The sequence below is a fragment of the Pseudomonas protegens genome (assembly GCF_013407925.2).
GTDB classification, from domain to species: Bacteria; Pseudomonadota; Gammaproteobacteria; order Pseudomonadales; family Pseudomonadaceae; genus Aquipseudomonas; species Aquipseudomonas fluorescens_AP.
Genome location: NZ_CP060201.1, coordinates 6,008,781 through 6,033,323, shown reverse-complemented (window position 1 = coordinate 6,033,323; position 24,543 = coordinate 6,008,781). Strand labels below are relative to the sequence as shown.

General features: G+C 65.5%; 21 protein-coding genes and 1 pseudogene. 3 read left to right on the top strand and 19 right to left on the bottom strand.

Annotated elements, in window-relative coordinates; genetic code table 11:
• Window positions 1-42 precede the first annotated feature (42 nt).
• The 8 genes from GGI48_RS27885 to GGI48_RS27850 form a co-directional block, all read right to left on the bottom strand.
• Window positions 43-1,008 (bottom strand): fatty acid desaturase family protein, encoded by a 966-nt coding sequence (locus tag GGI48_RS27885; RefSeq protein ID WP_179601110.1) that lies wholly within the window; start codon window positions 1,006-1,008, stop codon window positions 43-45.
• A complete protein-coding gene (locus GGI48_RS27880; RefSeq protein ID WP_179602158.1) occupies window positions 995-1,618 on the bottom strand; it encodes a phosphatase PAP2 family protein in 624 nt (207 codons plus the stop codon). The genes GGI48_RS27885 and GGI48_RS27880 overlap by 14 nt, the downstream gene beginning before the upstream one ends.
• A 49-nt stretch (window positions 1,619-1,667) precedes the next feature.
• The gene (locus GGI48_RS27875) at window positions 1,668-2,759 is read right to left on the bottom strand and encodes a hypothetical protein (protein ID WP_103739874.1); all 1,092 of its coding nucleotides are present in this window, start codon (window positions 2,757-2,759) and stop codon (window positions 1,668-1,670) included.
• Complete coding sequence (locus GGI48_RS27870) at window positions 2,756-3,487, bottom strand: hypothetical protein (protein ID WP_179601108.1); 732 nt, start codon at window positions 3,485-3,487, stop codon at window positions 2,756-2,758. Before GGI48_RS27870 ends, GGI48_RS27875 begins: the two co-directional genes overlap by 4 nt.
• A complete protein-coding gene (locus GGI48_RS27865; RefSeq protein WP_103739872.1) occupies window positions 3,484-4,497 on the bottom strand; it encodes a hypothetical protein in 1,014 nt (337 codons plus the stop codon). Before GGI48_RS27865 ends, GGI48_RS27870 begins: the two co-directional genes overlap by 4 nt.
• Before the next feature lie 53 nt (window positions 4,498-4,550).
• Window positions 4,551-5,612, bottom strand: coding sequence for a glycosyltransferase family 2 protein (locus GGI48_RS27860; RefSeq protein ID WP_260620548.1), 1,062 nt, complete (start codon window positions 5,610-5,612; stop codon window positions 4,551-4,553).
• 233 nt (window positions 5,613-5,845) lie between these two features.
• A complete protein-coding gene (locus tag GGI48_RS27855) occupies window positions 5,846-6,220 on the bottom strand; it encodes a DUF1801 domain-containing protein (RefSeq protein WP_179601104.1) in 375 nt (124 codons plus the stop codon).
• Between the two features lie 42 nt (window positions 6,221-6,262).
• Complete coding sequence (locus GGI48_RS27850; RefSeq protein WP_179601102.1) at window positions 6,263-6,655, bottom strand: VOC family protein; 393 nt, start codon at window positions 6,653-6,655, stop codon at window positions 6,263-6,265.
• A 302-nt stretch (window positions 6,656-6,957) separates the two neighbouring features.
• Here GGI48_RS27850 and GGI48_RS27845 point away from each other — a divergent pair, with 302 nt between their 5' ends.
• Window positions 6,958-7,884 carry a universal stress protein gene (locus GGI48_RS27845; RefSeq protein ID WP_179601101.1) on the top strand — a complete coding sequence of 309 codons (927 nt, stop codon included), beginning with the start codon at window positions 6,958-6,960 and terminating at the stop codon, window positions 7,882-7,884.
• 51 nt (window positions 7,885-7,935) lie between these two features.
• Here GGI48_RS27845 and GGI48_RS27840 read toward each other — a convergent pair whose 3' ends face one another.
• From GGI48_RS27840 to GGI48_RS27820, 5 genes are all read right to left on the bottom strand, one after another.
• Window positions 7,936-9,567, bottom strand: a complete 1,632-nt coding sequence (locus tag GGI48_RS27840) for a GMC family oxidoreductase (protein ID WP_179601099.1) — start codon at window positions 9,565-9,567, stop codon at window positions 7,936-7,938.
• A gap of 78 nt (window positions 9,568-9,645) precedes the next feature.
• Window positions 9,646-10,863: a mandelate racemase/muconate lactonizing enzyme family protein gene (locus tag GGI48_RS27835; protein WP_103739865.1), complete on the bottom strand. Its 1,218-nt coding sequence runs from the start codon at window positions 10,861-10,863 to the stop codon at window positions 9,646-9,648.
• 1 nt (window position 10,864) lies between these two features.
• Window positions 10,865-12,187 carry an MFS transporter gene (locus GGI48_RS27830; protein WP_179601097.1) on the bottom strand — a complete coding sequence of 441 codons (1,323 nt, stop codon included), beginning with the start codon at window positions 12,185-12,187 and terminating at the stop codon, window positions 10,865-10,867.
• Between the two features lie 191 nt (window positions 12,188-12,378).
• On the bottom strand, window positions 12,379-13,803 hold the full coding sequence (aldA, locus tag GGI48_RS27825) for an aldehyde dehydrogenase (RefSeq protein ID WP_179601095.1): 1,425 nt from the start codon (window positions 13,801-13,803) through the stop codon (window positions 12,379-12,381).
• 418 nt (window positions 13,804-14,221) lie between these two features.
• Entirely contained in the window at window positions 14,222-15,163 is a 942-nt protein-coding gene (locus tag GGI48_RS27820) for a LysR substrate-binding domain-containing protein (protein ID WP_179601093.1), read from the bottom strand.
• A gap of 314 nt (window positions 15,164-15,477) precedes the next feature.
• Here GGI48_RS27820 and GGI48_RS27815 point away from each other — a divergent pair, with 314 nt between their 5' ends.
• Both GGI48_RS27815 and GGI48_RS27810 read left to right on the top strand, forming a co-directional pair.
• On the top strand, window positions 15,478-16,650 hold the full coding sequence (locus tag GGI48_RS27815) for a hypothetical protein (protein ID WP_179601091.1): 1,173 nt from the start codon (window positions 15,478-15,480) through the stop codon (window positions 16,648-16,650).
• 248 nt (window positions 16,651-16,898) lie between these two features.
• Window positions 16,899-17,774, top strand: coding sequence for a LysR substrate-binding domain-containing protein (locus GGI48_RS27810; RefSeq protein ID WP_179601089.1), 876 nt, complete (start codon window positions 16,899-16,901; stop codon window positions 17,772-17,774).
• A 34-nt stretch (window positions 17,775-17,808) separates the two neighbouring features.
• On the opposite strand, the pseudogene GGI48_RS27805 reads toward GGI48_RS27810, so the two are convergent.
• The 6 genes and pseudogenes from GGI48_RS27805 to GGI48_RS27780 form a co-directional block, all read right to left on the bottom strand.
• Window positions 17,809-19,170, bottom strand: a pseudogene (locus GGI48_RS27805) (MFS transporter).
• Between the two features lie 97 nt (window positions 19,171-19,267).
• Window positions 19,268-20,701 carry an NAD-dependent succinate-semialdehyde dehydrogenase gene (locus GGI48_RS27800; RefSeq protein ID WP_179601087.1) on the bottom strand — a complete coding sequence of 478 codons (1,434 nt, stop codon included), beginning with the start codon at window positions 20,699-20,701 and terminating at the stop codon, window positions 19,268-19,270.
• Entirely contained in the window at window positions 20,698-21,732 is a 1,035-nt protein-coding gene (locus tag GGI48_RS27795; protein ID WP_179601085.1) for an aldo/keto reductase, read from the bottom strand. The genes GGI48_RS27800 and GGI48_RS27795 overlap by 4 nt, the downstream gene beginning before the upstream one ends.
• Window positions 21,733-21,742: 10 nt before the next feature.
• Window positions 21,743-22,255: a formaldehyde-activating enzyme gene (fae, locus tag GGI48_RS27790; protein ID WP_047304947.1), complete on the bottom strand. Its 513-nt coding sequence runs from the start codon at window positions 22,253-22,255 to the stop codon at window positions 21,743-21,745.
• A 328-nt stretch (window positions 22,256-22,583) separates the two neighbouring features.
• A complete protein-coding gene (locus GGI48_RS27785) occupies window positions 22,584-23,600 on the bottom strand; it encodes an Ldh family oxidoreductase (protein WP_103739857.1) in 1,017 nt (338 codons plus the stop codon).
• A 58-nt stretch (window positions 23,601-23,658) separates the two neighbouring features.
• Window positions 23,659-24,510: a transporter substrate-binding domain-containing protein gene (locus GGI48_RS27780; protein WP_179601083.1), complete on the bottom strand. Its 852-nt coding sequence runs from the start codon at window positions 24,508-24,510 to the stop codon at window positions 23,659-23,661.
• Window positions 24,511-24,543 lie beyond the last annotated feature (33 nt).

Sequence of the window (24,543 nt, the reverse complement as noted above, 5' to 3'; positions counted from 1 at the left end):
CCCTCCCCCAACACCCACACGCCGCCAGGGTCAGCCCGGGCTTCAGTCTGCCGACGACCTGCGCGCAGGATCGCTGACATCGCGCAGCACCCCGATGTAGCCCCGGTAGAGATTGCCCGCCGGCAGCAACTGCCGTGCGGCCAGTTGCCGATGCAAACGACGCAGACGGTAGAACGGCACCCGCACATAGAGGTGATGCTCGATGTGGTAGTGGATGGCGTGGGGACCGAACAGGAAGGTCTGCCAGTTTGGTCGCACGATGCTGCGGGCGTTCTGGCTCTGGTCGGCATGGGCCGGCAGGCCGGCGTGCTCCATGATCGCCCGCACCCGGCCCATCAGCGGCAACAGGGTCATTGCCGGCAGCAGCCACAAGCCGGGATAGAGCCAGGGGTGCCCGCTCCAGGCCAGCAGGCCGAACAGCAGGCCATTGCTCAGCAGCATGGAAAGGATCTCCGAGCACAGCAGCCCCGCAGACTTGTCGACTTTTGGCATCACCGCGCGGTAGTCGCCCCGGGCCAGTCGGCAGGCACTGATGAGGTAACCCAGCCCGAGCAGATCCGCCAGCAAGCGCCTGGCCAGCTTGCCCCGTGGCAGCGGGTAATCGCCCATGCCGAAGACCGCCATCACCGGATCGTCATGCCGCATCGGCTGGCGGTGATGCTTCAGATGACCGGCACGGTAAGTCGCCATGGACAGAAACAGCGGCCCTGCCGCCAGCCACTGCCCCACCGCATCATTGAGTGCCTGCCCGCGCAGCAGCAGGCCGTGGGCACTCTCATGCATGAGCACCGCCAGGGCCAGCTGGCTGCGGGCGATGAGCAGCGCCGCCAGCAGGTAGGTCAGCGGATGCGGCCAGAGCGCGGCGGCGCTGAACGCGGCGGCGATCAGGCCCCAGTCCGCCAGCAGGGCCAGCACGGCGATCCACGGCTTGAGCTCGAACAGCTCCGCCTCGGGGACAAAGGCACGCAGCGAACGGTTGTCGCCGGCTCGGGGTTCAGGCTGGGACACGGCGGTGGTTTCCTTGTCGTTGGGTGGCCAGGGCACAGACCAGGGCCAGGAGCGCGCCACCCGCCACATCGATCAGCGTGTGCTGTTTGAGGGTCAGGGTCGACAGGCAGATCAACAGGCCGGTGGCGGCGCTCAACCATGGGTACGGGCGGTCCCGGAGCGCCCGGCAGGCCAGGCAGGTCACCGCCACATGCAGGCTGGGACAGCCGTTGCAGGCCAGGTCCAGTTGCCACATGCGGCTCAGCCGCTGTTGCAGGAAGGCATTGTCCAGGGCGTCGATCTGCGGCCTGGGCAGCCACTCCGGAAACAGCCAGAAGCACAGCAGCGCGACGACGAAGGCCAGGCCGGTGGCGTTGCGCAGCGCGCGAAAGCGCTGCGGGCTGGCGTAGGCCGCCGCCAGCAGGACAAAGGGAAAGAACAGCACATACAGGAACCAGGACTCGGCCACGAACGGGATCCACTGATCCAGCGGCGTGACCCAGCTGTAGCGGGGCGTGACCAGGCGCTGCAGGCCGATGAACAGCGCCAGACCCAGCAGCAGGGCCAACGCCGCCGCCAGCGCCTGCCCGGGGCGGGCGGCGGATATCAGGCGGCGCAAGGGACTGGCCATGGCAACGGGCTGGACGGCGGCGGGGTCATGGCGCCTCAAGACGGCATCCTCACAAGCCGAGCAAACGGCTGACCCAGGCGTCGGTCCGCGCCCGGGCACGCTGGTTGCCCGCCGCCACGTCGGGCGCCGGCGCCGCCGCGCTCAACTGCTGCGCCGCTTGCGCCACCTGGCGGCGAAAATCCACGGCGTCGCCGCGCCAGGTCACCACCCGGTGCAGCACCTGCAGCTGGGCGGCGCGAACCGCATTGCTGGTCTGTTCGGGCTGGTCGCTGAGGACCAGCATGATCGGCCGCTGATAGACCCGGGCAATGGCCAGCGCGGCCATGCCGGGGGCCGACACCATCAGGCGGGCGCGGGCCGCGCGACTGGCCCAGTGCGGGTCGACGCCGAGCCAGCCATCGTGCCCGGCATAGCCCTCGCCCACCCGATGCCCGTGCAGACCGGCGTCTCCCAGCCCGGCGCTCAAGGCGTCGGCCAGCAAGGGCTGGCGAAAATGCGGATTGAGGTACACCGCCGCATCCGCCCCGAGCGCGTCCGGCAACGCCTCGGCCTGGGCCACCGGCGTCGGCAGACGATACAGCGCCGGGGCCTGGGCATCATCGACGTCATAGGCGAAGTCGTGCTCGATGCGCCCCCGCGCCGCATCGATCTGGCGAGCGACGATCCAGCCGAACAGGCGCCCGAACTGCCGCGGCCACAAGCCCTCGAAGTTGTTCAGCAGCGCCCGCTTGAGACTGGCGCCATAGACATGCACCACCTTGCGCCGCCACCCCGGCAGCATGCCCATGTAGAGCAACGCCGGGTGGAAGGAATCGTTGATCACCAGGTCGACGCCACGCCAGCGGCGCCCCAGGTGCCACATGTCCCGCAGCATGCGACCGGGGCGAAACAGGTAATGGGCGACATTGCGGTTGGTGGCCTGGCGCTGCATGTTCTGCTCGCGGTCGAACTGCACCGCGTAATGCAGCGAAAGGATCTGCGCCTGGATGCCGAAGCGCTGCAGAAAGGCCTGCCCCGGCGCCGAGGTGGTCAGCACATCGACCTGCGCCCCGGCTGCGCGCAGGGCATGCACCAGCAACTGCGCACGCATCAGGTGGCCGCGGGCGTCGGCGGTGGCCAGATAGAGAATCCGCACGCTCATCGACGGCGGCCCACGCCACCCAGTACCCAGCCGGCACCCAGCATGGCCAGGGCCCCGCTGACGCCGAAGCTGGCATCCACGGCGCGAATGTCCTTGAGCAAGGCCGCCAGCCGCCCCGTTTCCCCGGGCGCCACGATGCGCCGCAGGGTGTTCTGGCACAGGCGCACGTGGGCTTGCTCGTCGGCCAGCACCCGCGCCAACAGCGGATATAAGCGATGCCCGGGGTCCAGCACGGCGCAGTGGCGGCGCAACACCCGCTCGGCCATCTGCTCGGCGCAGAGCCCGGTGGCATAGGCCGGCACCAGCAGGCCATGCTCGAAATACCCGGCATAGCGATGGGCCAGCCGCTGCCAGCGCAGGATCTTGCGCCGACTCAGCCAGTCCGGTTCCAGGCGCACCGCGCCTTCGTCGCCCAGCGCCCGCAGGGCCTCGGCGAACAGGGTGACATGGCGCTGCTCATCGGCCAGATGCTGCTGCACCTGACGTTCGAGCCAGGGCGGCGACTGCGGCAGCAACTCGTCCAGCAGCGCCCGCTCGGTAGCGTCTTCACCGGCCAGGTACATGCGCAGCAACAGCCGCTCACCGCGCCGGCTCAAGTGCAGACGCCGCAACGCGGCGCGCTTGATGCGGTCCACCAGGCGCGCCTGCAACGCCCCCAGCCCCCGGGTCTGGGGCGGGTTCAGGCAACTGAAGTCGGTCGCGCCCGCCATCCCTTGCTCCGCGCTCATTGCCCGGACTGCGCCGCGGCGACGCTGCTCGCCTGCTGGCTGTGGTGCCAGGCCAGAATCAGGCCGATGAAGCTGTCTCGCATAAAGGCCGAACCGCTGGCAGCGGCGCCGGCAAAGGCCTGCTCCTGGCCGTTGAAGCGCAGGTAGCCCTGGCCGTTGACCGCGCCCAGTTCGAGACTGTCGTGCTTGTTCAGGCCGCGCTGGCGTACCTCCTGCAGCAACGGGCTGTCCTCAAGGCCGAACACAAACAGCTGGCGCTGCACCACCCACCGCGGAATCTGCCCACTCAAGGCCTGCAAGTCGAGGTTCCAGGTGCCCTGCTCCAGCACCTGCTGCAGGGCCTGGGCCGGCGCCTGCCGGGCGTTGAAGCGCGCGCGCATCAGCGACTTGGACAGCCGGCCCAGCCCCAGGCCGATGGTGATGTCGTCGGCTGCCGGGTTCTGCGCATCGCTGGGACGCACCACCACCAGGTAGCTGGCCACTTTCGCCGCGATCGACGGCTGGGCCAATGCCTTGCGCGCCTGCTCGGCGCTCAGCAGCAGGCGTTCGCCGGCCCCTTCGCGGACGCTGATGCGGTAGGGATCAAGAGCGATATCGCGAAACGCACCGCGCACCGGTGCATGCACATAGGTGTCGGTCTTCCACTGCGCAGCGGAGCGGCGCAACAGCACCTGCAGGCTCAGGGGCACGCGCTGGCCGTCACCGGCGATGCCGCTGCCGTGCAGCAGAATGTCGCCGATCACGGTCTTGTCGTCATGGTTGTCGGCGGCCTCGATCACGATGGCCCGGGCTTGCCGGTCGACGCTGGCGCGGGCGTCGGCCACGTCCAGGGCCACCCGGTTGCACTCGATGTCGCTGGAGAGCGAGGTGGCACAGCCACTGTCCGAGGCGAAGTGATACACCCCGCGACCGGCGAACTCGCTGGGCGCGGCCTGGGCCTGGGTCGCCAGGGCCAGCAGCGCCAGGCACAGCAGGGAACGCCCGAAGGAGGCAAGCGAAGGTTTGTGCATGGCAGTTTCCTCTAGGCACGCCGGCGGCGTGCAACGATGCGCCGCGACGCGGATCAATCCAGGTGGCGGTGATAGGACAGCGCTTCACTGTGGCGCGCGCTGGAGCGGCCGATCTCAAGTCCGCAACCACGGACCACGGCACCGGCGGTATCGAGCAGGGAAATGCCCGTGACCATGGCCATCGCCCCCAGGCGCCGCAACCCGCGCACGGGCGGCAGGTCCTGATGATTGAGGGCCCGCAGGCTGTAGCCCAGGCGTCCGAGCATCACGCACAGGGGGCCGAGCGGCCCGCTGCGAGCGAGCCATTGCAGCCAGCCCGGCAGGTAGGCGCGAACCAGATAAGGGGTCAGGTCGACACTGTCGCCGCCCCTGAGCCAGCGCAGCTTGAGCACTTCGCCCTGGCTGTCGGGCAAACGATGCTCGGTGTGGGCCGCGGGGGCATAGAGCACCGCCACCCCGGCCGCTTGCAAGCGCAGGCCCATGACCTGGCAATGGGCCCGGTACACCCCGTCCAGCGGCTGGTAGCGGTAGCGCTCGAAGGCGTCGCAACGAAAAACCACGTTGTTGGCATAGAAGTTACGCGTGGCGCCCTGGCGCAAGGGGCTGGGGAAGTACATGAAGTCGATGGCGGTCAGGGCGCTGCCGGCGACGCTGGGCGCATAGCTGGTGCGCCCGGCCACCGCCAGCGGTGCGTCGGGCCCGGCCAGTGGGCCAAGCAACTGCTCCAGCCAGGTGGCACAGGGAATGCAGTCGGCGTCGGCAAACACCACGTACTGGCAGCACTGCCGGTCGACCGCGTCGAAGCCGACATTCTTGGCTTCGTAGTAGCCGGTGCCGCCATCGATCTCGACAAAATCCACCGGCCGCCCCGCCAGGGCGCACAAGGCCTGGCGCGCCTCAAGGTCGAGGCCATCGTGGGTAATGATCCACTGGGCAAAGGACTGGGGCGCCAGACTCTGCCGGGCCAGCCGGGCGATCAGCCGTTCAAGACTGTGCAGGGCCTCCAGGGCGTCCTGGCCGCCACGCAGGTTGTTGGTTTCCAGCACCAGAGCGCAGGTGGCGGCAATCGCCTCCAGGCGCTCGCGCCCTTGGCTGTCGGGAGGCAACGGCGACATCCCGGTTGTCGTCTCTTGGCTATCCATTTCGTCGTGTCTCTGTGAACCCGCGGTCGCCCCAGGGGCGTGGGGGCGCAATCACAGCATTATTCCCCGGATTATTCAAACACCGGCTGCATGCGGCGCTGGCCGACGCAGCCGCTGACCCGGCTTGTCGCTGCTCCACGCTGTGTTTTCCGGGCAATCAGGTCCCGTGCGGGGGATAGCATCCCCCGCAGGAAACAACCCTTGGTTTAAGTGTTCAGTTCCAGGAACGAGTGATTGAGTGCCTGCCTTATATAGTCGGCAAGGTGCTGGTCTTGAACATCCGACAGTGTCCGCAGTTTGATATGTCGACGAAACTTTCCCGAGCCTTCCAGAACCCGATGCGGGTCTTCGAACCGATAGCCCTGGCCAAACTCCACCGACACATGTCCGGTATAGGCATAGACCCCGCAGAACGGCGCGACACGGGAAAACAGGATGCCCCCGTACTTCACCGATTCGGCGACCGGGCCGCAACACTCCTCCACCACCTGGCGTACCCGTTGCACCACCTGCAGCAGGTGGCCGTGGGTGCTGCCGATGTCCTCGAGCAAGGCCAGAACGGCATCCTCGGTTTTACCCATGCTTGGGCACTCCTTGTCGCTGTCTTGGGGCGGACCGACGAATCACTGGCCCACCGGGGTGCACAGTTCCACCAGGATCCCCGCCGGGCAGCGAACATAGGACACCACCTGCCCCCAGGGCTTTTTCTGCACTGGCGCATGTTCCGTGGCGCCGGCAGCCAGGGCCTTGGCATGGGCCTTGGGCACGTCGTCGGTGACCAGGGCGATCTCGATGCCCAGGGGTTGTTGCTGGGGGCTGCAGAACTGGTAGCCGCCTTCGCCGTTGGCATGGGCCAGCTCGCGACTGGCGAACGCCAGGGTAGTGGCGCCGCTGTCGAGTTCACCGTAATCAGCGGATTCGTCGAGAAAGCGCCGGGAGAAGCCAAAGGCGTCTTCGAAGAAACGGATCGAGGCTTCGACATCGGGGACATAAACAATCGTGTATCCAAACTTCACTGTGTCACTCCTTAAATGGCTCTGTTTATGCGACTCGCGGTGCCAGACGGCAGCAGCAGGCCAGGGTGGATTTTCCCGGTCAGGCTGGATTTGCGCCAGCACTGAATGCCCCTGCCGCCCCGGGATCCACATCGGCGGCGCACCGACCGTTGATCTGCCCCATGGGCCTCTCACCCACGCGCTTGACAAAAATCAAGCCCGTCGCCGCGGCTGGCGCCAGCATAGGGCCATGGCTGCAATGTGCCGACAGCGGACCACCCTGGTGCCTCGGCGTTGCGGCAATCACCTAGCGGAGTTCGATCATGTCCGAACCATCACGCTTCATGCTCGTCGTCTCGCCCCTGATGCACAAAAGCCCGGCCTTCGAACGGGCAGCAGCCCTGGCCAAGGCTGCGGACTCAGCCCTGCACATCGTGGCATTCGACTACCTGGAAGGCCTGGCCACTGCCGGCCTGGTCAACGGCCAGGCACTGGAGCAGATGCGCCTGGGCTATGTCGAACGTCACCGCCAGTGGCTCGAAGAGCAGGCCCACCCCTTGCGCAAGATCGGCGTCACGGTCACCACCGAAGTGGTCTGGGTGCAGAACCCGTTGCAGGAGATTCTGCTTCACCTCCAGGAACAACCGATGGCGGCGCTGATCAAGGCGCTGGACCACGAATCGCCGCTGTCGCGCCTGATGTTCACGCCCCTGGATATTCACCTGCTGCGCGAGTGCCCGGTGCCTCTGCATTTTGTCAGCCATGTACAGCACGCCATGCCGCGCCGGATCGTCGCCGCGGTCGATCCCTTCCATCGCGATGGACGCTACCGCGGCCTGAACGACAGGATCTTGCGCGAAGCCGCCAAACTGGCGAGCACCTGCAATGCGCTGCTCGATGTCATCTATGCCCATGACCTGTCGTCCATCAGCGCCGCCGAGTTCGGCTTCCACAACGCCTCGGCGTTCTTTTCCTCCAGCGCCGCCAAAGCCTTTTTCGAGGCGCAGGGCGAGGCCTTCCGGGAACTGGCCGAGCGCAATGGCATACCTGCCGAGAACCAGCACATGATCATGGGCGACCCGGCCAAGGTGCTGGCCAGTTATGCGGATGCCTACGATATCGACGTAATCGTCATGGGCCGGGTCATCCGCAAAGGCATGGGGCGCCTGATCGGCAGCACCGTGGAACACCTGCTGTACCGCATGCCGTGCAGCGTCTGGGTGGTAGCGCCGGAGAACCTGATTGACTGAGCCGCGGCGCCGCTTCGACTTGAGCGTGGTCGGTTCGCGGCTCCCGCATGCTCAGTGACCGGCTATCGACCGGGCATCCTCAAGAATCAGGTCGGCGCCCTTCTCCGCCACCATCAGCACCGCCGCGTGGGTGTTGCCGGAGGTGACGTTGGGGAAGATCGAGGCATCGACGATGCGCAGCCCTGCCAGGCCATGCACCTTGAGGCGCTTGTCCACCACCGAGCGCTGCTCGTCGCGGCCCATGGCGCAGGAGCCGCACAGGTGGTAGATCGAGCCGCTGTTCTGGCGAAAGTACTGCAGCATCTGCTCATCGCTGTCCACCGCCGGCCCTGGTAGCACTTCATCCACCGTTATGCTCTTGAGCGCCGGGGCCTGCATGATCTTGCGCAGCAGTCGGCTGCCCTGGATCACCTCGGCAATGTCCTTGTCGGTGCTCAGGTAGTTGGGGTCGATCAGCGCCGCATCCCGGGGGTTCTTCGAGGCGATCCGGATGCTGCCGCGACTGGTGGGCCGGCACGGGTTGAAGCACAGCAGGAAACCGGAATACGGCTCGGGCTTGAGGCGGGCCTTGTTGCTCTTGGGGATCTGGTACGACAGCGGGTTGAAGTACAGCTGCAGGTTGGGGTGTTCCTGCCCGGCATCGCCACGGAAGAAGCCGCCGGCCTGGTTGACGCTCATGGCCAGTGCGCCCTTGCGGGTCAGCAGGTATTGCAGGCCCAGCTTGAGCTGGCCGAACAGCGAGCTGAGCTGGTCGTTGAGGGTCGGCACATTGGCCTTGTAGTAGTAGCTGACGCACAGGTGGTCCTGCAGGTTCTGCCCCACCGCCGGCAGGTGCCGCACCAGAGGAATCTGGTGCTGGGCCAATAACCCGCGATCACCGACCCCGGACAGTTGCAGGATCTTCGGTGTGTCCACGGCGCCGGCACAGAGGATCACCTCCTTGTTGGCGCTGAAGGTCCGGACCACCCCGTGCTGGGTCACACTGATGCCCGTGGCGCGCTGTTTGTGCTCATCGAACAGCACCCGGTCGACCAGCGCGTAATGCTCGACCTTGAGATTTGGCCGGCTCAGCGCCGGATGCAGATGGGCAAAACTGCTGGAGCAGCGCTGGCCGTTGCGGGTGTTGACGTCGTAGATCCCCGCGCCCTCGAATCTGGCGCCATTGAAATCTTCGCTGCGCGGGTAGCCCAGCTCCTCGCAGCCTTTGAGGAAGGCATCACAGATGGGGTGGGTCTGGCCCTTCATCGGGGTGATGCTGATGGGCCCGCTGGCGCCGTGGTACTGGCTGTCTCCCAGGGGATGATTCTCCAGCTTGCGGAAATACGGCAGCACCTCGTCGAAGCTCCAGCCGTCGTTGCCGTTGGCCGCCCAATCATCGAAATCATGGGCCTGGCCGCGCACGTAGATCATCGCGTTGATCGAGCCGGAGCCGCCCTGCACCTTGCCTCGGGGGGCGTAGATGGCCCGGTCGTTGAGCTGCTTCTGCGGCTGGCTGTAGTACATCCAGTTGAAGGTCGGATTGTAGTACATCTTGGCGAACCCCACCGGGATCTTGAACCAGAACGAGGAGTCCTTGCCCCCCGCTTCCAGCAGCAGGACCGAGTATTGGCCCGAGGCCGAGAGCCGGTTGGCGAGGATGCAGCCGGCAGCGCCGGCGCCAGCGATGATGTAGTCGTATGTCATGCAGGGTTACCGCTCAGATCGTGTTGAAGGCAGCCATGGCGGCTGCCCATGCCCTGCCCGTCGCCGGGCCGGAAGTGCTCAGCCTTTGGCCGGGGAGCTGTCCTTGATGTCGACCGGACTTGCGGCCATTTGCAGGTGCAGGCGCTGGCCTTGATAGGGCGAGTGTCTGCGCACCACGTCCATGTTCAGCTCCACCCCCAGGCCCGGCTCGCGAGACGGGATGATGTAGCCGTCCTCCCACTGCAAGGGCTGGGTCAGCACTTCGGCGTGGAAGCCGCCCCAGGTCATGATGCTTTCCTGGATCAGGAAGTTCGGCGTGCAGGCCGCCAGCTGGAAACTCGCCGCCGCGCCAATCGGGCCGTTGTACAGGTGCGGGGCGATCTGCGCGTAGTAGACCTCGGCCATGCTGGCGATCTTCTTCGCCTCCAGCAGGCCGCCGCAGCGCGCCACGTTCATTTGCAGGATCGAGGCACCACCGGCCTGCAGCAGCTTGAAGAACTCGTACTTGGTGGTCAGGCGCTCGCCGGTGGCGATCGGGATGCTGGTCTTGGCCGCCACCTGCGCCATGGCCTGCTCCTGGCCCGGCGGCACCGGTTCCTCGAACCACAGCGGGTCGTATTGCTCCAGGCGCTTGGCCAGGCGTATGGCCGAGGACGGCACCATCTGCCCGTGGGTGCCGAACAGCAGGTCGCAGCGATTGCCCACCGCTTCGCGGATCTTGCGGCAGAAGGTTTCGCAGCGCTCCAGCACTTCCAGGGACAGCTGGTGCCCGGAGTACGCGGTGTAGGGCCCGGCCGGGTCGAACTTGAGCGCGGTGAAGCCCTGGTTCATGTTCTGCACCGCGCATTCGGCGGCCAGGTCCGGATCGTCGTAGTCGTATTCGCCGCGGCTGTTCTGCGGGTACAGGTAGGTGTAGGAGCGCAGGCGTTCGTGGACCTTGCCCCCCAGCAGCTCGTACACCGGCTTGTTCGCCGCCTTGCCGATGATGTCCCAGCAGGCCATCTCCAGGCCGCTGACCACACCCATCATGGTCAGGTCCGGGCGCTGGGTGAAACCGCTGGAATAGGCCTGGCGGAAGAAGCGTTCGATGTGGTGCGGGTCCTGGTCCAGCAGGTAGCGCTGGAACACGTCCTCGATGATCGGCTGCATTGCCTGGGGACCGAAGGTGGCGGCGTAGATCTCGCCCACGCCTTCGATGCCGCAGGCGGTGCGCAGCTTGACGAACAGCCAGTACATGCCGCCGATATGCGGTGGCGGGACAGCGACGATATGGGTTTCAAGGGCGACGATTTTCATCTCAGGCTCCTGTTTGCGAATGCTGCTGGGTGCGGTTGACGCGAGCGCGCAAGGCGATCGCGGCCAGGGTGCCGAGGGCGCCGACCGCGGCGATGTAGCCGAAGTACAGGCGGTAGCCCAAGGCCCCGGGGAAATGTTCGGTGAGATAGCCGTTGATCAGCGGGATAAAGGCGTCCGGCAGGTAGCCCACCACCGAGACGATGCCGATGGCCAGGCCGGTAATGCGCAAGGGGATCCGACAGGTATCGAGGATCGCCCAGTACAGCCCGCGAATGGCGTAGGTCATCAGGCCGATGAAAATCACGGTGGCGATCAACAAGCCCAGGCTGCCCAGGGCCGGGAACAGGATCAGCCCGACGATGCCCAGGGTCGCCAGCAACAGCGCCACGATCAGCACCGAGATATTCGAGAAGCGGTCCCCCAGCCAGCCGCCACCGATGCCACCCAGGGGTCGCATCCACAGTTTGATGGTGGTGATGGTGCCGGCCATCACCGCGGTCATGCCGTTGCCCTGCAGGTAGTCGGAGAAGCTGTAGGTGGCCCAGAAGATGTGGTAGCCGCAGAACACGATGGCGGTCACCAGCCACAGCTCGGGGATCTTCACCAGGGTCGCCAGGTCGCTGAGCAGGTTGAAGCGCCCCTGCTCCACCGGCGCCGTGTCTTGCATGGACTTGGGGTCCTTGAGCAGCACCAGCACGCAGCCGATGGCAATGCAGGTAAAGGAGTACAGGTAGACCACATGCCGGAACCCCTCGGCCGTGGACTCGCCACGGGTCTCGGTGGCCAGGGCGAACAACCCCAGGGCCAGGGTCGCCAGCAAGGCTTCCACCAGGCCACGACCGCCGTCGAGGATGCCAAAGAAACGCCCCTGCTCGTTGTGGCGGGCAATCATCTTCACCCGCTTGAGCACCGAGGCCCAGAAGGTCAGCCCGGTGGTCAGCCCCCAGCAGCCGAAGATGATCATCAGCGACGTCAGTGAGGGCGCAGTGGAGTACCACAGGCCCAGGGCGCCAGTGGCCACCAGGGAGAAGAAGATCAGCAAGCGTGGAGCGATGCGGTCCGCCAGCCAGCCACTGGGCAGGTAGCTGATCAGGAAGATGGTGCCGAGCATGGAGTACAGGTAACCCAGCTCGCTGTGGTTGATGTGCAACACCTCGAGCATGGTGGTCTGGTAGACCTGGCGCAGGTAGAGGATCGGGTAGATCGCCCCGGCGGCCAGCACCAGCAGCATCAGTTGAAAATAACGACTGCGCTTGTCGCTGTTGTCCAGCGGCAAGGCGGCAGAACCCGGGATAGCGGCCAGATCGGCGGCATTTTTTGACATGACGATGCCCTCGGGCGCCGGTATCCAGCGCCACTCATTATTATTAGTGGGGCAGCGGCAAGCTTTGAGCTTCAAGCGGCAAGAACGACTGCGCTGCTCTTGCTTGCGGCTGTCTTGATCCAACGACGGCAAGCGGCAGAGTCGATTGCACGCTTTTGCTTGGCGCTTGCCGCTTGAAACTTGCAGCTGCCTTAGAAAGGCATGACCACCAGGCGGGTCTGGGTGAACTCGAGCATGCCGTGCTTGCCGTCGTCGCCGCCCAGTCCCGAGCGCTTCCAGCCGGCGTGGTAGCCCTGGTAAGGGTCGGCCGGGGTCCGGTTGACGTACAGCTCGCCGGCCTGGATGGCCCCGGCGACTTTCATCGCGGTGCGGTAGTTTTCGGTGTAGAGCACCGAGGCCAGGCCGAACTGGTGGTCATTGGCCAAGGCCAGGGCTTCATCGATATCCCGGTACTTGAGCACCGGCAGCACCGGGCCGAAGATTTCCTCCTGCACGATCTCCATGTCCTGGCGGCAGTTGCTAAGCAGCGTCGGCGGATAGAAATGCCCCGGCCCCTCGGGCACCACGCCACCGGCTTCGAGCACTGCGCCCTGGGCGAGCGCTCGCTGCACCAGGCCATGTATCGCAACCCGCGAAGCCGCGCTGACCAGAGGCCCCATGCGGCGCGGGTCCTGGCGCCGGTCGCCGAACTGCACGGCGGCGATTTTTTCCTTGAGCAGGGCCAGGAAGCGCTGATGCACGCTTTCGTGGACATAGACCCGCTCCACCGCCGTGCACAACTGGCCGCAATGGGTGGTCTTGGACGCGATGATGGCGCTGGCGGCCTGCTCCAGGTCGGCGTCGGGCTCGATGATGGCCGGGGTCTTGCCCCCCAGTTCCAAGGACGGCTTGGCGATATTGGCCTTGCAGTAGTCGAGCACGATACGCCCGGCATTGACGCTGCCGGTCAGGGTGATCATGCCCACTGCCGGGTGGGTACAGACCGTGGCTGCGGTGGCGTGGTCCATGGTCAGGATGTTCACTACACCCGGCGGCAGGTCCGCCTGCTGCACCGCCCGGGCGATTTCAAACGCCGACAGCGGCGTGTTGTTGCTCGGCCGCACCACCACCGTGTTGCCGGCGATCAGCGCCGGCGCCACCTTGCGCAGCAGGGTGTAGACCGGGTAGTTGAACGGGATCAGGCAGGCCACGACGCCAATCGCCTCGCGGTGCAGAAACAGCTTTTCGTCGGGGCTGTCGCTGGGAATGATCTCGCCCTCGATGCGGCGCGCCCATTCCGCGTGATAACGAGTGATCTGCGCGGCGTAGCGGGCTTCGTTGCTGGCGTCGGCCAGGCTTTTGCCCGATTCAGCCGCCAGCGCCTGGCCAATGGCCTCGGCCCGCGACTCCAGGGCATCGGCCAATGCCCGCAGATAGTCAGCGCGCTGGATGCTGGTCAACGCCGCCCACTTTTTCTGTGCCGCGCTGGCGGCGCTCACCGCCCGAACGGCCTCCTCCTGAGTGGCGGCCGAGACCTGCCCGACCAGGGTTTCGCTGGCCGGATCATAAACCGCGATTGATGCACTGCTGGCTGGCTTGATGAAGTCGCCGTCAACAAAATTCTGTTCTGTTTGCATGGAGGTTGCCCCGTCGTTGGCAGAGAAATGGCGCAGGCCGCCTGGAGACGATCCAGGCCCGGCAGTCAAAGGGTCTGGCGTGATTCGGCGGGCACAGCGCAGCGATCGACGGACAGGGCAATGGCGTGCAGGCAAGGCCGGCAACCGCGGACAGGGTTACGCAACAGGCCATCGACAAGGACCGGATAAGGCATGGCTGGGCACTCGGGTTGTTGTTATGTGAGTGCCAGCAGTCTTGTCGTCCGGCGCGACAAGGACAAACGATTAATTGTGCCGACTAACATGCAAAAAACGCAGGTTACAGCGCGCTGATGAGGGTGGCCTGACGGACCTCTTCGCTGGCAAGCCCGCTCCTACACAGGTTGTGCATGCGGGCTGTTGTCGGTGTCGGCGTGCCGACGAAGGCGCTCGCCCGGCTCTAGCCCAGGGGTGTGGAGGCTGTGGACGGCTCAAGCTGGCGTTGCGCCAACCAGATTTCCTCTTCGAGCCACTGGCTGAATACCTGCAGTTGCGGCAACGGAGCCTGGGCCGGACGGGTCACCAGCCAGTAGGACTGGTGACCCTCCACATGCACGTTGTGCACCTGGGTCAACTGCCCCGCGGCCAGTTCCGCCGCCACCATGTGCCAGTCGGCAATGGTGATCCCCAGGCCCTCGGTGGCCGCGCGGATGGCCAGGTCCAGAAGGTCGAATTCATAGCCGCCCTGAGTATCGACCCCGGTGATCCGCGCGGCATCCAGCCAGTGCTTCCAGGTCAGGTAGCGCTGGTCTTCCCGGGCCAATACATGCAACAGGGTCATGCGCTTGAGATCGACGCCCTGCTCCGCCGATTCCCGGGCCAGCAGCGAAGGCGCGCAGACGGCGATGTGCCGCTCCTGAAACAGCAGCGAGCTGTCCAGGCCATCCCACTCACCGTCACCAAAGCGGATCGCGCAATCCAGGGTCGCGGTTTCCGCCAGGCTGTCCTGCAAGCGCGTGGTCAGGCTCAGCTCCAGCTCCGGATGCTGCTCGCGCAGGCGCCCCAGGCGCGGCAGCAGCCAGCGACTGGCGAAGGTCGGCGGCGCATTGAGGTGCAAGCGATTGATGTGGGATTTCTGCGCGATGCCGCGCAAGGTCAACTCGATCTTGTCGAATGACTGGTGCAGGGCTCGCAGCAATACACGCCCGGCACTGGTCAGTTCCAAGTGATGATGGCGCCGTTGCAGCAGGCTTTCCCCCAACTGTTCCTCCAGTTGCCGGACCTGGCGGCTGACCGCGCTCTGGGTGACGTTGAGCAATTCGGCGGCCCGGGTAAAGCTGCCGGTGCTACCGGCGACCTCGAAGGCCTTGAGCGCATTGAGCGCAGGCATCTTGCGTTTCACGACAGTCTCTCTGTGACCGCTGCAGGAGGCGCAGAGCATCGCATGCCAGCGCAGGCCGAATCTACGGGACTAACATGCGTTTTAGTCATGCGTGGGCGCTGAATAAATCGTTTGTCGAGCCGGGGGGAGATAGCAACACTGCAGGCCCATTACAAAAACAACAACGAGTACCGCCCATGCCTCCTTTCCCGCTTGTCTCGATGATCTGAAGCCCTAGCGCTGACCCCCACTTCTCAACGCTTTCACCCTTGGCTGCCGCCCTGGCCGCGGCCGGTTTCCTCGCACCCGACAATAACAATCCGGGAGAAAACCCCATGCTCTACAAACGCTCTGTCCTGCTGTGCAACGTCGCCCTCTTGGGCAGCCTCGCCACCCCCGCTCTGGCCGTGCAGGTCACCGACCACCTGGATCTGGGCGGCGCGGTTCGCGCGCGCTGGGACTACGACCCGGACCGGGATATCCAGACCTTCAACTTCGATACCGCGATCCTGAGCGCCAAGTACAGCTCCGACAGCTGGATCGGCGCCGCCAAATACCGCTTTTACGGCCGCGCCTACCCCTACCGCTACACCGACAAGGTGGGCGACATCGCCTTCGCCGAGAGCGCCTGGATCGGCTACCGGTTCAACCCCGAGCAGCAAGTGCAGGTCGGTCTGAACCAGATTCCCTTCGGCCTGCAACCCTATTTCGGCAGCACCTTCTTCGAAACCCTGGGCAACGTGGTGGGCCTGGAGGACATCGAGCAGATCGGTGCCAAGTACATCCAGCAGCACGGCGACTGGAACCTCCAGGCCGGCTACTACCTGCGTCCGGCCTGGCAAGGCAAGGGCACCAGCAACGGCCGCACCTATTCCAGCGTGGTGTCTTCGGCCGACAGCTACGTGGCCGACGGCAGCGACAACCGCGAACGCAACACCCTGGTGCTGCGGGTGGCGCGGGCCGTGCAACTGGGCGACTGGGCATCGGAAGTCGGCGTCTCGGGCCTGACCTCGACCCTGAAAAACAACGACACCCACAACGACGGCAGGCGCAATGCCCTGGCGGTCCACTACCGGGGTAAGAACGGCCCGTGGGGCGCGCAATTGCAGGCGGCGCGCCAGCAGATGTCGCCACGCAATCCAGGCACCGATGAGCTGATAACCCTGGGCGGCTACGACGGCACCTTCAACGTCGCCAGCCGCGGCAACCTGTATGTCGCCGACCTGAGCTACGACGTCGACGGCAAGTACCTGTTCGACCAGGTCAGCGGGGTCAAGCTGTACGCCAACTACAGCGCCTTCGACAAATCGGCCAGCGCCTACAAAACCTCCCAGCGGATGATCCTCGGCAGCTCGTTCTCCCTGAGCAAGCTGTGGATCGCTACCGAATGGCTGTTCGGCAAAAACGATCCGTACATCGGCGGCAGCAGTTATGCCCAGAGCCTGGGAGCCGGTGGCAGCAACCAATGGGAAAACCAGCTGTATGTGAATATCGGCTACTACTTCTGAATCCTTGCCGGCCCTTTCGCTGGCCGGGTTAGCAGGGAGACTCTGTAGGAGCCGGCTTGCCGGCGAAAGCGATCTCACGGACCTCTTGGCGGGCAAGCCAACCTCCGCAAAGGGCGCCTACAGCGCTAAGATGGGCGCCCTAGATGAAGTGCCCTACAACAACAATAAACCTGCCCCGCCACTTCCAGCGCTCAGCCCGCCAGACGCGGATCGCTGCTGTCTGGCGCCAGGTGCGGAGTCTGCCCGCCATGCGCCAACTGCCCTCCCTGAACATGCTCCGGGTCTTCGAGGAAGTCGCCCACCACCGCAGCTTCAGCCGGGCCGCTGTGGTGCTCAACGTCACCCAGGGCGCAGTCAGCCGACAGATCAAGCAACTGGAGGACTACCTCGGCGTGGCGCTGTTCAGCCGCTCCCCTCAAGGGCTGACGCTGACCGAAGCCGGCACGGCCCTGGCGCCGCAACTGGGCCTGGCCTTCGATCACATCGAGCGCGCCCTGCAAGCCCTGCGCGTGCCCAATCTGCGGCAACGCCTGCGCATCGTCGCGCCGCCGACCTGGGCCACCCGCTGGCTGTCGGCGCAGTTGCGGGACTTCTGCCAGCGCTACCCGGATATCAGCCTCAGCGTGACCCAGCACAACAGCCATGACAGCCCGGCCGAAGTCGATTGCGAAATCCGCTTCGGCCTGCAGGCCGCCGCTCATTGCCAGAGCCAGCTGCTGGTGATGGAGCGGCATATCGCCGTGGCCAGCCCGGAGCTGTTCAGCGCCGGCCAGGCGCCGGACCTTCAGCGCTTTGCTCTGCTGCACATCCTGCATGACGGCAAGCGTTTGCCGGTCTGGGAGAACTGGCTGGCGGCCATGGGCCGCGACGATGTCGACGCCCGGGCGGGTCTGGAGTTCAGCACCCTGGACCAGGTGATCCACACGGCCCTGGCCGGTGGTGGGCTGGCGGTGATCGACCGGCAGATGATCGAGGGGGAACTGGCGGATGGACGCCTGCTGCCGATCACCCCGGTGGAGGTGATCGGCCCATATGGCTACTGGCTGGACGTGCCGAATGGCAAACAGGGGCTGTCCAAAGTGCAGCTGTTCACCCAATGGTTGGGGCGGGTGAGCAATCCCTGACGACGGGTGGTTTCTACGAGGATGCAGGGCGATATCAGATCGGCGAGGCGACCGTCGGCAGGTCGTTCTGACTGCCGCCAACGGTGCTGGCGCTGCACGCCTGACTCAGGGTCAGGGACTTGGTTTCTGGCGCCCAGGCCCAGGAAATCAGCGCCCCCAGGGCCAGGATCCCGGCGAGGATGCCCATGGTCGGGCTGAGGCCGATCCCGGCCACGCTCACCGGCAGCAGGAAGGTGCTGATGGCCGAGCCCAGGCGACTCACCGCGGTGGCCAGGCCAATGCCGCTGGCGCGCACTTCGGTGGGAAAACTTTCCGCGGGAAACACCCCCACCAGGTTGCTCACCGCCGACAGCACCAGGGTGAACACCCCGAACAGCAACACCATCAGCCACGCCGCGCTGCCCGGCAATACCGCCAGCAGCAACAGTGCCACCGCCAGGATGATGAAGGAGTTGATCAGGAACCCCCGGCGGGAAAACTTCACCGTGCACCCGATGCCAATCAGCGCGCCGATGATCAGCAGCAGGTTGAGCATCAGCTCGGTGCCGAAGCCCTCGGCCAGGCCCATCTTCTGCAGGATCGACGGCAGGAAGGTGTAGATGGCGAAATACGGCATGACAATTCACACGAAGAACAGGCAGTTGAACGCGGTGCGCTTGCGGTATTCGCGGCTGAACAGCACGGCGTAGCCGGAGCGGCCCTGGCCGCTGGGTTGCTCGTCCAGCACCACGTTGGCTCCCAGGTGCTTGTGCACGATGGCCCGGGCCTCGGCAATGCGCCCGCGGTTGATCAGCCAGCGTGGCGATTCCGGGGTGCCGATGCGTGCCAGCAGGATCAGCCCGGCAGGAATCGCCGAGGACGCCAGCATCCAGCGCCAGGCATCGTCGCCGAGGCTGAGCATGGCGGTGCCGACAAAGGTCGCGGCGACATAGCCGAAGGTCCAGATCACGCTGAACGAACCCAACAGCACGCCTCGCTGCTTCTTCGGCGCGAACTCGGCGAGCATCGCGTGGCCGACACTGAAGTCGCCGCCCAGGCCGATGCCGATCAGCACCCGGCAGGCAAACAGGCCCATGGCCGTCTCGGCATAGAACTGCATCACCGAGGCCAGGGTGATCAGCACGAAGCTGACCAGGAAGATCTTCTGCCGCCCCAGGTGATCGGAGATCCAGCCGAAGAACAGGCTGCCGATAAACAGCCCCATCAGCGCCGAAGCACCGATCAGGCCCTGCCACAACGCATCCAGCTGCATCTGCGGACTCAGCAGGGTGAACGCGATGCCGATCAGGCCGAGGATATAGCCGTCGGTGAAGTGCGCGCCGAAGGTCAGGCCGGCGATTTTCAGGTGGAACCGGCCAATGGGCAGGTCATCGATCTTGACGGTTGCAGTGCTCATGTTCGTCTCCATTTATTGTTCTTGGATAAGAGATGAATCGAACCACGCAGGAGCCGGCCTGCTGACAAGCCAGCGCCTGCATTGGAGGGTGCGAGGGCTAGAGGCCGCCCATCAGCAGGTATTTGATCTCCAGGTAATCGTCCAGGCCGTACCTGGAACCTTCGCGGCCGAGGCCCGATTCCTTGATCCCGCCAAAGGGCGCCACTTCGGTGGAAATGATGCCTTCGTTGATGCCCACCATCCCTGCCTCCAGGCCCTCGGCCATGCGCCAGACCCGACCGATGTCGCGACTGTAGAAGTAGGCCGACAAGCCATATGGCGTGTCGTTGGCTCGCTGCAGCACCTCGGCTTCGTCCTTGAATCGAAAGCAGGCCGCCACCGGGCCGAAGGTTTCTTCCTCGGCGATCCGCATCTGGTCGCTGGCCTCGGTAAGGATGGTCGGCTCGTAGAAGGTCCCGCCCAGGGCGTGGCGACGACCGCCGCAGAGCAGCCGGGCGCCCTTCTCCAGCGCATCGCCGACATGCGCCTCGACCTTGGCCAGGGCCGCCGCGTTGATCAGCGGGCCCTGCTCGGTATCGCCGTCCAGGGCACTGCCGACCCGCAGCGCGGCAACCGCCTCGACCAGCTTGGTGGTGAACGCCTCATACACGCCGTCCTGGATAAAGAAGCGGTTGACGCAGACGCAGGTCTGCCCGGTGTTGCGAAACTTCGAGGCCATGGCGCCCTTGACCGCGGCGTCCAGGTCGGCGTCGTCGAAGACAATGAACGGGGCGTTTCCCCCCAGTTCCAGGGAGACTTTTTTCAGGGTGTCGGCGGCCTGACGCATCAGCAGCTTGCCGGTGCCGGTGGAGCCGGTGAACGACAGCTTGCGCACCACGCTCGAAGCCTGCAGCGCCTGGCCAATGGCCGGGGCATCGCCGGACACGATGTTCAGTACCCCGGCCGGGATCCCCGCCTGCTCTGCCAGCACCCCGAGGGCGAAGGCCGATAGCGGGGTTTCTTCCGAAGGCTTGAGGATCATCGTGCAGCCGGCGGCCAGGGCCGGGCCGACCTTGCGCGTGACCATGGCCAGGGGGAAGTTCCACGGGGTGATCGCCGCGACCACGCCGATGGCTTGCTTGGTCACGATGATTCGCGCGTCGGCCTTGTGGCTGGGGATCACATCACCGTAGGCACGCTTGGCCTCCTCAGCGAACCACTCCAGAAAGCTCGCGGCATACACCACCTCGCCCATGGCTTCGGCCAGGGGCTTGCCCTGTTCGCGACTGAGCAAGGTGGCCAGTTCGCGCTGCTGGGCCAGCATCAGTTCGCTCCAGCGCTTGAGCCGCTGACTGCGCTCCTTGGCGGTGAGTGCGCGCCAGGCCGGCAGCGCGCGCTGGGCGGCGGCGATGGCCAGGCGGGTTTCCTCGGCGCCGGCCTTTTGCACCTGGGTGATCAGCTCGCCATTGGCCGGGTTGTACACCGGGTAGCTGGGGCCACCGCTGGACCAGTGGCCATCGATGAAATGGCCGCTACGGATCAATGCGCTCATGCCAGTGCCTCGGTCAGGGAAAAGCGCTCCAGCCCCGGACGGGCCACGCGCAGGATACGTTTGCCGGCGGTGTAGTCGTTGATCACATCGCAGGGGGTGTAGTTGCGCTCCAGCTCGTGCAGTTCCTCGGCATCCAGGGTGGTATCCAGCGCCGCCAGGGCGCTGTCGAACTGCGCGGTGGTGTCGGCGCCCACCAGCATGCAATCGACCCCGGCGTGCCTGAGCACCCAGGCCTGGGCCACCTGGGCATTGGACAGGCCGCGGGCGCGGGCCACGCGCTGTACCGAGCGGGCAATCTGCAACGAGGCCTCATCGCTGTACATCTGTTGGGTAAAGAAGTCGGTCTGGTTGCGGGTCGACTGCACATCGCCGGTGAGCAAGCCCCGGGCCAGCGGGCTGAACACCGAGATGCCCAGGCCCTGGTCACGGCAGAACGGGATCATCTCGCGCTCTTCCTCGCGGTAGGCGCAGTTCAGTTGCAATTGCATATTGATCGGCTTGACCCAGCCATGGCGCTCGCAGGCCATGAGCAGCTTCGCCAGTTGCCCGGTGAGCATGGTGGAGACACCGATGTAGCGAGCCTTGCCGGCACGGACGATGTCGTCCAGCGCCTGCATGGTTTCTTCCACCGGGGTGTTCACATCGAAGTAATGCAGCATGAACACATCTACGTAATCCATGCCCAGGCGCTTGAGCGAGGCATCGATGCTGTCGAGGATATGTTTGCGCGAATGACCGCTGGCATTGATCCCGCTGCGGGTGCCGTAGCCGACCTTGGTGGTGATCACCAGGTCTTCGCGGCGTGCCAGGCGCTTGACGATGCGCCCCACCACCTCTTCGCCGACGCCGGCGGAATAGAAGTCCGCCAGGTCGATGAAATTCACCCCGTGGCCCAGGGCGTGGGCGACGATGGGCTCGCTCTGTTTTTCATCGAAGATCCAGGGTTTCCAGTCCGGGGTGCCCATGTTCATGGTGCCCAGGCACAGACGCGAGACTTGCAGGCCGGAGTGGCCCAAACGAATGTACTGCATGCTGCGCTCCTCAGGCCTTGGGGGTGTAGAACGGGTTGCTGATCCGGTTCACCACATCCGCCAATTGGCCGCGCTCGGGCTTGCCGGCCAGGGCCGCGCGGATCGCCGTGCGGCAGGCGTTGTAGTTGTTGAGGTAGACCGCGTCCAGATCATCGCAGTGCGGGTTGACCCAGTTGGCGGTGACGATCGCCCACTGGTCTTCGGCTTCGGCCGGCAAGGTGCCGTCCAGCAGCGCTTCGAGCACCGCCTTGGCAATACCTGCCTGGGAGGCGCCCCAGGTGGCGTTGCCGTGCAGTTCACCGGCAATCGCCGCCTTGTTCACGTACAGGGTCATGGGCTTGACCGGCAGGTTGGGCTGGGCAATCACCATGAACGGGCAATGGCCCTGGCTTGGCGACGCCAGGCTACTGGCGAAGGCCTGTCCGGCAGGACCGTTGCGCGGCCCGAGGAGAATGTTGATGTGGGCGGCATTCACGCCCGGGCCTTCGAAGCCCTCGCCGATATAGAGGTCGAGTGGTTGCATGGGTATTGACTCTTTGAGGACACAAGGAAAGAAATGACGCGGAATCGGCAGTGCCGGCGCCGCTACTGTTCGTCAGCCGGGTGCAAAGAGCGCGAGTGAACGGGGACGCAGAGAGGGTGCTGCAAAGGGACGGTAACGGACTGGGTCATGGCGCAAACGCTCTTTGTTGTTATGAGTGAGCTGTGTTTGCGTTGTTTTAGCACCGGGCTCGCTGCAGCCCGTAACCATTAAAAGTCATGCGGCCATGAGCTTTTGTCATAGCCTGTGGGCGGCGCTGCCGGTGACCCGGCCCCGGCGCAAGCGCCCTCCCCGCAGCGGCGCGCGCCCATCAGTGGCGAGGAAGCGATCGCGCCTCAAGTTGCTGGTACAGAGCCATGGGCAAGCTGATTCCCTCGTTCTGCGCCCTCGCCCAGGCTTGCTGCTTGGCCTGCCCGGGAGGATGGACGCCGAGGCTGGCCAGACGCTGCATTTGCCGCGCCAGGCGGCTCTCGAACTGCTCATCGAGCAGGTGCGGGGCGAGAGCGATCACCAGCAGCCCCGCACCCGGCGATTGCCCGCCGCTTCGAAAATCCGGCGCATCCAGCGACCAGTTGGCCCCGCTGACACCGCCGGCGAGCACCTCGACCAGCAAGGCGATGTTGGCCCCGCGGCTGCCACCGAATGCCAGCAAGGCACCGTGCATGGCCTCCCGGGCACTCAGGGTGGCAGCGCCCTGGGCATCCACCGCCCAGCCTGCGGGAATCGCCTCCCCGGCCTCGGCCGCCTTGAGCAGGTTGACGAAGGCCGTGGCGCTGCTGGCCTGGTCGATCAGCAGCAGGCGCTCGTCGCCACAGGGCGCGGCGAACGCCAGCGGGTTGGTCGAATACATCGGCTGGCGCTGGCCGGCCACGGTCAACAACGGCGGGCCATTGCAGAAGGCCAGTGCCACCAGGCCTTCGGCAGCCAGACGCCGGGTGTAGTAGCCCAGCTCGCCACAGGTAAAGCCGTTGTGCTGGGCAAACAGGCTGATCCCCAGCTGCCTGGTGTTGTCGCACAAGGCGCCAAAGGCCCGCTCGAACCCCAACTGCGCGATACCCTGGCGCGCATCACAACGGATCATCGCCGGCGCCACCTGAGTGATCAGCGGCTGTACCTGCCCGGCTATGCGCCCGCTGGCAAACCCGTTCAGGTAATCGCCCAAATGCTCGAAACCCACACTGGCCAAGCCATGGCCCTGGGCCGATACCGTGGCTTCGGCCAGGGCCTGGGCCACTTCCTGACTGCTGCCGGCGTCGAGGCAGCAGCGCTGGGCAAACGCCCTGGCCTCGGCCAACGACAGGCACTTGAACGCTGCACCTTCTGACATGGGTTGCTCCCTGAGGCTGTTGCACAACCGCCCGGGCGCTCAGGCCCCGGATCACCAGTCATTCCACCAGGCGTGGCGCACCGACGTTGGCGGCTTGTTTATCCAGGCCGAAGGCGCCGAGTATCTCGGCTATTTCACCCGATGCGTGCAAGGCCTGGATGTTGTCGTTCAGCGCCACGCCCAGCGCGGTATTGGCCTTGGTATGCGGGAAGCTAGACTGCCCCGGTTGCAAGGTGGCCCTCACCCGTGGATCGGGTTCCGAGACCTTGATGTGCTGGCCCGGGTAAGCGCCCTTCTGCTGCGAAGCCACGCCGACTGCAAAACTGTCGACGCCCAGCGCAATCCGCTTGGAGGCCAGGTCCTGGGCCATGGCCACCGGGTTGGGGTACAGCACCAGGTTGTCGCCAAAGACCTTTTTCAAATCGTCGACCCACAGGTAACCCTGCACCGTGCCGATGCGCTTGCCCTCCAGCTCGGAAATGCTCGAATAACCCTCGCTGGAGATAATCCCCATCATGTCCAGGTACAACGGCGCGGACAGGCCCAGGGCCTTGCTGCGTTCGGCGGTACGGTACCAGTCGCCGATGCCGACGTCGGCCCGCCGGGCGATCACCGACTGGATCACCGCCGCCGGGTCCACCACTGTCAGCTTGATCTCCAGGCACTCCCTGGCGGCGATGCGCTTGATGATTTCGCCATCGACCCCGCTCAACTGGTTGCCCGGCCCGGGTATCGAATAGGGCGGAAAGACCCAGGCCGCGACCGCCAGCACCCCGGGGGTCAGGGTTTCAAACGAGTGGGCCGGCTTGCAGTCCGCCTGGGCCAGGGGCGCGCCAGCCAGGGCCGCGCCGCCCACCAGGGAGGAACAAAGGAATGCCCAACGGGTAATGCGTTTGAATGAATGGATCATGGCTTCACCTGTGCATGGGTTGCGTTGAGAGAA